This window comes from Paenibacillus sp. Aloe-11 (assembly GCF_000245715.1).
GTDB classification, from domain to species: Bacteria; Bacillota; Bacilli; order Paenibacillales; family Paenibacillaceae; genus Paenibacillus; species Paenibacillus kribbensis.
The window spans coordinates 83645-94442 of the sequence record NZ_JH601080.1; the positions used below are offsets into that span (position 1 = coordinate 83645).

The 10798-nt window shown below is 49.3% G+C and carries 10 protein-coding genes; 2 read left to right on the forward strand and 8 right to left on the reverse strand.

Annotation, left to right across the window (positions count from 1 at the left end; translation table 11 throughout):
- The 6 genes from WG8_RS29185 to kduI all read right to left on the reverse strand — a co-directional run.
- Window positions 1-303: MFS transporter (locus WG8_RS29185; protein WP_043891381.1), on the reverse strand; the 303-nt coding region annotated here is incomplete at its 3' end.
- A gap of 92 nt (window positions 304-395) precedes the next feature.
- Window positions 396-1547, reverse strand: coding sequence for a winged helix-turn-helix domain-containing protein (locus tag WG8_RS24195; protein WP_007432921.1), 1152 nt, complete (start codon window positions 1545-1547; stop codon window positions 396-398).
- Window positions 1528-2766, reverse strand: coding sequence for a CynX/NimT family MFS transporter (locus tag WG8_RS24200; RefSeq protein ID WP_007432922.1), 1239 nt, complete (start codon window positions 2764-2766; stop codon window positions 1528-1530). The genes WG8_RS24195 and WG8_RS24200 overlap by 20 nt, the downstream gene beginning before the upstream one ends.
- A 267-nt stretch (window positions 2767-3033) precedes the next feature.
- Entirely contained in the window at window positions 3034-3810 is a 777-nt protein-coding gene (gene kduD / locus WG8_RS24205; RefSeq protein ID WP_007432923.1) for a 2-dehydro-3-deoxy-D-gluconate 5-dehydrogenase KduD, read from the reverse strand.
- Between the two features lie 60 nt (window positions 3811-3870).
- Window positions 3871-4515: a bifunctional 2-keto-4-hydroxyglutarate aldolase/2-keto-3-deoxy-6-phosphogluconate aldolase gene (locus WG8_RS24210; protein WP_007432924.1), complete on the reverse strand. Its 645-nt coding sequence runs from the start codon at window positions 4513-4515 to the stop codon at window positions 3871-3873.
- A gap of 78 nt (window positions 4516-4593) precedes the next feature.
- A complete protein-coding gene (gene kduI, locus WG8_RS24215; RefSeq protein WP_007432925.1) occupies window positions 4594-5424 on the reverse strand; it encodes a 5-dehydro-4-deoxy-D-glucuronate isomerase in 831 nt (276 codons plus the stop codon).
- Between the two features lie 340 nt (window positions 5425-5764).
- On the opposite strand from kduI, the gene WG8_RS24220 reads away from it, so the two are divergent.
- Window positions 5765-6721 carry a sugar kinase gene (locus WG8_RS24220; RefSeq protein WP_007432926.1) on the forward strand — a complete coding sequence of 319 codons (957 nt, stop codon included), beginning with the start codon at window positions 5765-5767 and terminating at the stop codon, window positions 6719-6721.
- Window positions 6722-6906: 185 nt separating this feature from the next.
- On the opposite strand, the gene WG8_RS24225 is transcribed toward WG8_RS24220, so the two are convergent.
- A complete protein-coding gene (locus WG8_RS24225; protein WP_007432927.1) occupies window positions 6907-7920 on the reverse strand; it encodes a LacI family DNA-binding transcriptional regulator in 1014 nt (337 codons plus the stop codon).
- A 225-nt stretch (window positions 7921-8145) separates the two neighbouring features.
- Window positions 8146-9555 carry an MATE family efflux transporter gene (locus WG8_RS24230; protein WP_007432928.1) on the reverse strand — a complete coding sequence of 470 codons (1410 nt, stop codon included), beginning with the start codon at window positions 9553-9555 and terminating at the stop codon, window positions 8146-8148.
- Window positions 9556-9917: 362 nt separating this feature from the next.
- Here WG8_RS24230 and WG8_RS24235 point away from each other — a divergent pair.
- Window positions 9918-10798 (forward strand): acrylyl-CoA reductase family protein (locus WG8_RS24235; protein WP_007432929.1); only part of this gene is annotated, 881 nt, incomplete at its 3' end.

A 10798-nucleotide genomic window follows, 5' to 3' on the forward strand; every position in this document is an offset into this window, starting at 1 on the left:
GAGAATCGCCAGCGTCAATAAGGCGATAGCTGCATCGCAGCCGATCATCAGCCGGGCCTTATGTACCCGGTCGGCTAAAGTACCCGCGATGGAGCCCAGCAGCAGACCCGGCAGCGCCATCACGACCGGAATCAGCGCAATCAGCATGGGATCAGCCTCCCAGCGATAAGCAACAAGTACCTGAATGGCGATGGCATCAAACCAATCGCCAAAGGAAGCAGCCGTGTGCGCTGCAAACATTCGCGTAAAACGGCTATTGCGCCAAATACTGGGCGTGGATTGCAATTCTTTCTTCTCCTTCATTTCTACTCACCCTGCTCTCAAATTTCTGCTTCTGTAGCAATAAGAACATTCTAACGGGCCTATATCAGAAGAAAATCAGACAGCGAAAAATATCAGACCCCAGAAAGTGTCTGCTCCAGCCAGCGCCTCAGCGCCGAACGATGCAGTGTTAGGCCGTTGTTCCGATCAAGTCGTTCGTACCGAGCCGCATATTTCTCTTCCAACATGGGGTAGATGCCGCAAAGCTTCAAAAAACCGCGGATTTGGCAGACTGCTTTGATTTTTAGCAATTCCTGTTTACCCATATCAAGGGTATCCAGCCCTTCATCTATGAGCCGCTCGGCGTTGTCCACATCTCCAGTACGCAACAGCATTAGTCCGCGCATCATGCGATAACGGCCCAGCTCGCGCAAATATGGAGCTTTCGACAGCATGCCTTTCAGACGATCAGACAGTTCAGCAGCCTTTTCCATATGATTGGCAACTAGATGCATATACATCTCCATCAGTGCAACAGGCATCACAAATTTATCGAGATCATCCCGTTCCATTACCATCAAGGTCAGTGGCAGACCTTCCTGTGCGCGTTCAGGTTGGCCATTCTCCACATAAGCCTCCAGAATGTTGAGAATACGCAATTCCCGCTCCTGATCACTGGACAGTAGCCTGCTGGAAAGCGCACGCTCACACAGAGTAAGCCCCTCATCCGTCACCCCTGCTGTACCTGTATATAGCAATAACATCCAGTACAATCGATCTTTAGGAGCAAAGTCCTCCCGTTCCAAAAACCACAATATATCCGCCTGCACAAACCGGGTATACATTTGATAAAAAGGAGACAATTCAAAACCCATCTGCTCCTGCTGGGCAGCCAGCGCTACGATGGAGTTCCCCTGCCCCAGTAGCTGGTATTTCCGGAATAGTCCATGTACGGCGTCCTGCACCTCCTGATCGTATAAGGACGGATGAATGGGTCGCTGCACGTCAGTCAGAGTCAAGCTGTAGCCATACCCTCTGACTGTATGAATACGAAGCGTATTCCATGACTTGAGTTTTTTGCGCAATCTGTAGATATGATCATCCACCGTACGCTCTACCGGATATTCCAACGGCCATACGTGATCCAACAGCTGTTCCCGGGTGAATACCTGGTTGCGGTTATCATATAGAAAACGCAGGAGCGCAAACTCTTTGGCCAACAGTATGACCTGCTCTGTACCACAGATGACACTGTAGCCCTCTGCATCAAATTGCAGCCTGATCATCCACCTCGCCCCCGACATATCGTTTCTTCGCTGCACCCAGCCCCGTAAACATAAGCACAACACTCAGGCACAAAAGCAGCAGCAGCGGAATCGTCCACCCTTGTGTCGCATCATGCAAATAGCCGAACAGCGTTGGCCCAGTCGCCGCCAGCAAATAACCAAAGGATTGCGCCATACCAGACAGCTCTGCCGCCTGCTGCGGAGTCCGTGTCCGCAAATTAAAAAACATCATCACCAATGGAAAAGCAAAACCGCCTGCTATACCGATACAAATGACCCAAACCACACTCCACTGCGTAGCCCCCAGCAGAAATCCGCCCAGACCGATAAAATACAGCGCAGCCATAATCAGGACCAATATCCGCTGATCCTTCAATCTTGCTGCCCAAATTGGCACAATAAAGGTAAACGGCATTTGTGAAAACTGCAGCACAGACAGCATCCAGCCCGCAGTCTCGGAATCCATTCCCTGTCCGCTCATCATCTCGGGAAACCAGGCGGCAGGGACATAAAACAGGGCGGATTGCAGTCCCATAAACAGCGTCACCTTCCAGGCCAAAGACGATTTATACACATTGACGGTTCGGGCGGATATGGCCGCCTTATTGACCGTTTTGCGTGCTTTGAGAAGCTGGGGAATCCAAAGTAAAATACCAATCACACCCATAATGGCCCATATTCCCAATGCACCACGCCAGCCCATACCTCCGTTCAAAGCGAGTGGTATACTCAGACCCGATGCTGTTGCAGCAACCACATTCATAGCTACTGAATATACGCCGGTCATGAGCCCACTGTTGCGAGGAAATTCCTCTTTAATCAGACTGGGCAGCAAAACATTACACACGGCAATAGCCAATCCCAGCATGGCTGTTCCGATAAATAATGCTGTCACTCCCAACGTGGAACGCACCACAATACCCGCGGTTAACAGCAGCAAGGCTGCAAAAATAACACGGGATGACCCGAAGCGGCGCGACAGATTAGCCACAAAAGGCGATAATAGGGCAAAAGCAAGCAGCGGTAATGTCGTTACTAACCCGCTCAGTGTATTTGAGATATGCAAAGAATCCTTAATCAAGCCGATAAGGGGCCCTACAGAAGTAATCGAAGCGCGCAAATTGGCACCAATCAGAATCACTCCTGCAGCAAGCACCCAAGGACCGGCATACCACAAAGATTTGTATACTAAAGCTCGTTGGTGTTGCTGTGAATTCATCTCTCTATTCTCCTATCCCTCTGTGTTATGCTCAAAGGCTCCAACCTGGTGTACGGCTGGAGCCTGAGCAATTTTTCTCTTATTAAATTATAAGGGCATTGATGCCATATGCATAGGACGGATCAGCATAGCACGCCAATTCTTCCAGTTCAGCATACAGCTCCAACTGAACAAACAAAGGCTGTCTGCAAGGATTTTTTCCTTTGGAGACAGCCTTCAGCTCATGACTCAGATGTGTTTTACGGTGCTTTACAGCGCTTAACTTGCTTAACGCACCAGCCAGCCACCATCCACGGCAAGGATATGACCATTCATGTAATCGGAACCCTTGCTGGCGAGGAATACGACAACCCCCATCAGGTCGGAAGGATCGCCCCAACGGCCCGCAGGAATACGCGACAAAATTTCCTGATTGCGGCTCTCGTCCGCACGGATTGGAGCCGTGTTCGCAGTCGCAATATAACCAGGAGCAATCGCATTAATCTGAACGTTATGAACCGCCAGCTCATTGGCAAATGCCTTGGTCAAGCCAGCCACTGCGTGCTTACTCGCTGTATACGGCGGAACGAACTTGCCACCCTGAAAAGCAAGCATAGAAGCGACATTGATAATCTTCCCGCTTTTTTGCTCTACCATCACCTTCGCTACTTCCTGACTCAAATGGTATACAGCATTCAGGTTGATTTCCATGACAGCGTCCCAATCCTCAGCCTTGTACTCCAGCAAAGGAGCGCGACGAATCGTACCCGCATTGTTGACAAGGATATCAATCTTGCCGAATTCCTTGACGCATTCTTCTACAATTTTCTTAATCGATTCTTTTTTCGTCAGGTCAGCTTTATAAAAGACAACCTTCACACCTGTAGGTTCCAGCAGACGTCTGGTTTCTTCATACTCTTCAATGTTGGCTACAATGAACAAATCAGCGCCCGCTTTGGCTAAAGCTACGGAATAGCCCTGACCCAAACCCGTGTTGCCTCCTGTTACAATGGCTGTTTTGCCTTTCAGATTAAAAAAGTCCAGTGAAAAATTGTCCAGGCCCATACTTACGCCTCCATCACAGTTTAGTATAAATCTATTTAGTTAAATAAATCGTCTTACACGTTACAGCGCTGCACGAATTTCTTTATATTTGGCCACATAACGCGCCGCATTTTCTGTAATCAGATCATAGCGGCCTTCCTTGGCCGGAGCCGTCAGATTGCCGCCAATCCCTACTGCGACACATCCGTTGCGCAGCCAGGTCTCCATATTATCCAGATCAACGCCACCGGTTGGCATAATCTGCACATGAGGCATTGGCCCTTTGACTGCCTTGACAAAATCAGCGCCCATCGTATTGCCTGGGAACAGCTTGACAACATCACTGCCTAATTTCATGGCTTCCTTGATCTCATTCAGCGTCATACAGCCGGGCATATACGGGATCGCGTACAAATTGCACAGCTTTGCTGTTTCTTCCTCAAAAGAAGGACTCACAACAAACTCCGCTCCAGCCAAAATAGCGATTCTCGCCGTCAGTGACTCCAGTACAGTCCCCGCACCAATAACAGCCTGATCCTTAAATTCGTCTTTCAGTCTACGAATGACCTGGTCTGCATCCGGCGTAGTAAACGTAAGCTCAATATTGTCCAGGCCGCCTTCAATGCAGGCTTTGGACATTTGGTACGCTTCCTCCGCTGTGTTTCCCCGAATAACTGCGACAACACCAACCGAAGTGATATGCTCCAAAACTTTCCTTTTCGTCATGTTCCTGATCCTTTCCACGAATGGGATCACCATGTACCATCAGCCGCTTGCAGGTCTCCGTTTCAAAACGTCAACGGATTAACGCAACTCGCTCATGGCTACCTGATCCATGTCTTTGTATGTTTTATTTTCACCGGCCATGCCCCAAATAAAGGTATAGCTGCCCGTAGCTGCACCGCAGTGGATCGACCAAGGCGGAGAAATAACCGCTTCATCATTCTTCATCACCAGGTGACGCGTTTCGTTCGGCTCGCCCATCATGTGGAACATTCTCGCGTTCTCTTCCAGCTCAAAGTAGAAATATACTTCCATGCGGCGGTCATGCACATGTGTCGGCATGGAGTTCCACACACTGCCGTTTTCCAGCGTCGTCATGCCCATAACCAATTGGCAGCTTTGAATGCCTTCATCATGGATATAGCGGCGCAGCGTACGATTGTTGGCCGTTTCCTGTGAACCCAGACTTTCAGACGGCACATCGGCAAAAGATTGCTTCTTTGTCGGATACGTCGTATGAGCCAAGGCCGAAACGATATAAAATTTTGCAGGCTTTTCACTGGAATCGCTTTCAAAGATCAACTCCTTGCCACCTTTGCCTACGTAGAGACAGTCTTTCGTGGCCAGCTCGTAGGTTTCACCGTCTACCTTGACCGTACCACTGCCGCCGACATTGAAAACACCCAGTTCACGGCGCTCCAGGAAGGTGGCCGCTTTGATTTGATCGCTGCCTTCCAGCGCAACAGATTTATTCACGGGATAAATACCCCCGATAATGACACGATCCTCATGCGTATAGACCAACTTTACTTCCTCAGGCACAAACAGATCCTGAATCAGATAGTGCTGACGCAACTCTTCAGTCGTAAAATGCTTGGCATGCTCGGGATGAGTTGAATAACGCATTTCCATAAAAACATTCCTCCTGTTTAGATAAACTTTTTTATCAACGGAATTGTTATAAAAGCGGTTTCTAACTCTACTTCTTAGCTAGAATTGTAATTATTATCTAAGGGAGTGTCAACCCAAAACTTCACTAAACCTTGAAAACTCCTGATTATTCACGGATTTTTAAACGTTTTTTACCTTTTGATAAACAAATTCATATTTTTTTATCTACATTATCCAAAAAGTTTTTAACAAATATATCAACTTCATCATTGTGAAAAACCGATTTATGTGATAATTTCATTTTATTCAGGTGGTGCATACGCTTACAGATTTAGTTTACTAAACATAAGGAGGAATTCAAATGACCGCAACATTGGATGCTGTTACCTTCGGAGAACCGATGGCCATGTTTTATGCCAATGAAGCAGGCTCTCTGGATGAGGTTCGTTCATTCACCAAAGCGCTGGCCGGGGCGGAGACGAATGTTTCGGCCGGTTTGGCGCGTTTGGGACTACGAGCCGGGCTCGTGACCAAACTCGGCGAGGATACGTTCGGCAAGTTTATTGCCGATTCGCTGCGCCAGGAGAAGATTGACACCCAGAACGTCATGTTTACCAAGGATCACTCTACCGGAATGCTGATTAAATCCAAAGTCACCAGCGGTGACCCGGAGGTGGAGTATTTCCGCAAGCATTCCGCCGCTTCCACACTCAGCATCGCTGATTTTAACGAAGCCTACTTTGCCGGGGCTCGTCACCTGCACTTTACTGGGATTTCTGTCGCACTTTCCCCTGAATGCCGCGACTTCGCCCGACATGCGAAGCAGTTTATGAAAAAGGCAGGCAAAACAGTATCCTTCGATCCCAACCTCAGACCCAAGCTATGGCCTGACACACAAACGATGGTGGAAGCCATTAACGAAGCGTCTGAGGGCTGCGACTGGCTCCTGCCAGGCATTCATGAAGGTAAAATATTGACAGGCTACACCTCGCCTGAAGATATCGCCTCATTCTACCTTGACCGCGGCACCTCGCTGGTCATCATCAAGCTGGGAACAGAAGGCGCATATTACAAATCCGCAGATGCAGAGGGATATGTCAAACGCTTCCGCGTAGATCATGTCGTGGATACCGTCGGAGCCGGTGACGGCTTTGCCGCAGGTGTCATCAGTGCGCTGCTGGAGGGCTTGCCTCTGGCCGAAGCGGTCAAGCGCGGTAATGCCCTCGGCGCGCTGGCTGTCATGTCAGCCGGAGACATGGACGGCTATCCGACGCGAGCCGAGCTGGAGTCCTTTTTGCTCAGCGCCAGCACGAATTAGACCGAGTTCATTCCCCGGATAATCTTCGCCGCTATTAGCGCAAGCTCAACAAGGCCGAATCAGCAAAAGTCGGACTTAACCTTCAATAGCCCGTATTCGCTTTTGTGTGGCCTGAGCAGCATATGCATGCTCAGGCCGTACAAAGGAATACGGGCTATTTTTATAGTGTATGACTTGATGCTCGTCTACAGCGTCTTGACGGATTCTCCCCGATTGATATCCGGCACAAAACGGTAAATGATCGGCACCGATTCACCGCCCTCCTCAATGCTGGACAGCAGCGTCTTGGCCGCCTGCTTCCCCATATCCGCAATCGGCTGCGTAATGGTCGTAATCGGAGGATTGTAAATATGGGCAAACTCCGCATCATCAATTCCGATAATGGACAGCTCCGCCGGAATGCGTATACGGCGGGCATTCACATATTTCAGCGCTTCTGCCAGCACGATATCATTCCCGGCCAATAGCGCAGTTGGTGGCTCCGGAAGCTGAAACAGCTCTTCCAGCGTCTGCTGGATTCTTTCTCTTGGTACACTGTGCATATACTCCTCCCGGAAGGGCAAGCCAGCCTCCTCCAGCGCCTTTTTGTAACCGCTCAGCCGCTCTACTCGCGGCGTAATCCGGTTCACTCCAAGCGGCAGGGTAATCAGCGCAATCCGCTCATGTTTATGGGATACCAGCTCCTGAATTGCCAGCTTGATCGCCATTTCGTTATCCAGCAGCAGGCTGCGTGTATTCACGCCGTCCACCAAGCGGTCCAGAAATACCAACGGATACTTTTCACGAATGAGCTGGTTGTAAATATCGGCATGCTTGCCTGTCGGGAAGATGATTAAGCCATCCACCTGGCGGGCCTTGAGCATCTCAATATACTGGCTCTCCTTGTCTGGATTTTCGTCGGCGTTACAGATGATCACCTGAATGCCAAAGCGCTGCAATTCCTCCTCCATCGCGCGGATGGACTGAATCGACAGCGTATAATCAATGTTGGCTACAATAACACCTACCATAAACGTTCGATTTTGCTTCAAACTGCGGGCCAGCCCGTTAGGCTGATAATTCAGCTCCTGAATCACCTCGGCAATCCGGTCTCTGGTCTGGTCACTCATATATTTATATCGTTTGTTCAGAAATTGCGAGACCGTGCTTTTAGACACTCCCGCCTTCTGGGCAACATCTTCAATCGTCGGCTTCTTCATCGATACACTCCTTGTCCTTCATGTACTGCGTTAGTGCAACAAAAGTATATCTTTTTTTTAGTAAATTTACCATACTTCTATTTATGAATACATGATTATATATGCTGGGCCTAAAACTTGCCTGTGGTGCCACTGCGCAGACGGATGGTGCTTCAGACAGCAAAAAGAGGCAGCTCAAGATGTTCTCTTGAACTGCCTCCACGTAATCATAAATGCTGCTAGGCATCAATGTGCCGGAATCGGGGCTGCAGGCTGATCCGGTGTATCGTGCTCGACCAGCGCATGCTTTTCCCACAAACGGCTTCGCCAGCGGGCATACATAATGACGGCACGAGTCCATTCATCTGCGGCAATAGCCAGCCACACACCCGCGAGTCCCATTTCCAGCTTGAACACAAGCAGATAACCAAGCGGCAAGCTCATGCAGACCATGGAGATCAGTCCCATAAAGACCGGGAACTTGGCATCTCCAGCAGCACGCAACGAGTTAATAATGACGATATTCGTCGTCCGGCCGGTTTCCAGTAGCATGCTAAGTAAAATAACCTGTGCTCCCAAACGGATAATTTCAGGATTTTCGGTGAACAAACTGAGCAGAGGCACACGGAAAAATATAACTACTGCATCAATAATTACGGTCACGAGCAATGCCCATTTCACACTGCTTAATACCCGTTTATAGGCTGTATCCTTCTGTCTGGCTCCCACGAGCCTTCCCACCACGATCGCCGTACCCATACCGACAGCCATACTGAACAAATAAATATAGCTTGAAATATTATTCGCATATTGACGCGTAGCCATCGCCTCTGCACCCAGATAAGTTACATATAGCGTGAATATGAGCTGACACGACTGATACATAATCGACTCCAACGCGGATGGCACACCAATACGCAAAATTTTAGAGATAAATTTTCTCGACAACTGGACGTAATATTTCCACTCAACACGCACCTCGGTGACCCGGTACATGAGCCAGAAGAAGATCAAGAGACAAATAAAGCGGCTGCCTACCGTAGAAATAGCTGCCCCCTCTACGCCGAGCGCAGGCAATCCCCAATGTCCGAAAATCAAAACATAATTGCCAAGAACGTGAATCACGTTCATCAGCACCGATACATACATCGTTTCCCGGGTAAACCCATGTGTACGAATGGTTGCCGCCAGCGCGTTAATCAATGCCTGAAGGAAAATAGCACCCCCGACGATACTTATATAGGAATCTGCATAAGCCAGAATATCTCCCTGGACATTCAGCCATTGCAGCATATGAGTACCAAAGACGAGAAAAATGACGCTAAGCAATAGACCTACCATTAAATTCAACGTAATGGCCGTGCCCGTAACCTGGGCCGCTTCGACAAGTTTTTTAGAACCGATATATTGAGCTACGACGATAGCAGCGCCGTTGCCGATAACCTCCAGTACAAGGATGGCAATTGAAATAATTTGGTTGGACGCGCCCACACCCGACACTGCATCATCAGATACAGAGCTGAGCATGAATGTATCGACGCTTCCCATCAGCATAAACAGGAACAATTCAAGGAATATAGGCCATGTCAAACGGAACAGATTCAGTTCCTTGGCTTCGGACAATACCGAACCATTTTTTAGTGCTCTGGTTGTCATTCATTCACCTTTCTTCATAGATTTATTTAACGATCAAAAGGTATGTTAGCACAGTCATTCTGAAAATACATCCCGTTTGCGTAAAATGATTTGCAAAAACGTGTAAGAATTCATTTATCACTTTCTTAAACACCGATTAGCGAACTTTATTGAAACACAAATGGCACGATTATTTCTGTAATCCCGGCTTTTCCGACAGAATCAGGACATAAGGGTATAATATAGGATAAACCTGTGAGTATTGCCGCTGACAGACTGCATAGATGGTTATAAACTAAATTTTTATAGCATGATTTATGAGGCATACTGAAAATTCGCTTTTCATAGACCCACATTGCAATAATAAAGGAGGCTTTTTACAAATGACTCAAACCTTTCAAGCCCTGGTCGTCGATCAGACGCAGGACGGTGAAGTTCAGGCAGAGGTACGTTCTTTAGAAGCTGGCAGCTTACCTGCTGGAGAAGTATTGATTCGTGTCGCTTATTCCAGCATCAATTATAAAGATGGGCTTGCCGCCCGCAAGGATGGCAATATCGTCAAAGCCTATCCGTTCGTACCCGGTATCGATTGCTCTGGAACGGTCGTGTCTTCGGAGGATGGCCGCTTCAGCGCAGGACAAGCAGTGCTCGTGACCGGATACGGGCTCGGTGTGTCTCAATTCGGAGGCTTCAGCGAATATGCTCGCGTACCTGCGGATTGGGTCGTTCCGCTTCCGGACGGACTTACGCTGAAGGAGGCGATGATTTACGGAACAGCCGGATTCACGGCAGCCCTGTCGTTATATCGGCTGGTGCAAAACGGCGTTGCGCCGGATCAGGGCAAAGTACTCGTCACCGGAGCAACGGGTGGTGTAGGTGGTGCAGCCATTGCCCTGCTGAACAAGCAGGGCTACCATGTCGTAGCCAGCAGCGGCAAGGCTGATGCGCATGATTACCTCAAGGCGCTCGGAGCCGCCGAGGTCATTTCCCGCGAGGAAGTCTACGACGGCGCGGAGAGCATCCGGCCGCTGGGCAAGCAGCTTTGGCAAGCGGCCGTTGATCCTGTAGGCGGAAAGCCGCTCGCTTCGCTGCTCAGCCAGATCGCCTACAACGGCTCCGTTGCCGTGAGCGGCCTGACGGCAGGCACCAAGCTGCCTACGACGGTGCTGCCGTTTATTTTGCGCGGCGTAAGCCTGCTGGGCATAGACTCCGTCTTCTGCCCTTATGACACCCGCGTAGCGATCTGGCAGCGACTCGGCAGCGA

Excerpts from the sequence above, each read along its gene's own strand:
- kduD (WP_007432923.1), bottom strand. The coding sequence starts at position 3,810 with ATGGGCCTGGACAATTTTTCACTGGACTTTTTTAATCTGAAAGGCAAA.
- WG8_RS24200 (WP_007432922.1), bottom strand. The coding sequence starts at position 2,766 with ATGAATTCACAGCAACACCAACGAGCTTTAGTATACAAATCTTTGTGG.
- WG8_RS24225 (WP_007432927.1), bottom strand. The coding sequence starts at position 7,920 with ATGAAGAAGCCGACGATTGAAGATGTTGCCCAGAAGGCGGGAGTGTCT.
- WG8_RS24230 (WP_007432928.1), bottom strand. The coding sequence starts at position 9,555 with ATGACAACCAGAGCACTAAAAAATGGTTCGGTATTGTCCGAAGCCAAG.
- WG8_RS24220 (WP_007432926.1), top strand. The coding sequence starts at position 5,765 with ATGACCGCAACATTGGATGCTGTTACCTTCGGAGAACCGATGGCCATG.
- WG8_RS24210 (WP_007432924.1), bottom strand. The coding sequence starts at position 4,515 with ATGACGAAAAGGAAAGTTTTGGAGCATATCACTTCGGTTGGTGTTGTC.
- WG8_RS24195 (WP_007432921.1), bottom strand. The coding sequence starts at position 1,547 with ATGATCAGGCTGCAATTTGATGCAGAGGGCTACAGTGTCATCTGTGGT.
- kduI (WP_007432925.1), bottom strand. The coding sequence starts at position 5,424 with ATGGAAATGCGTTATTCAACTCATCCCGAGCATGCCAAGCATTTTACG.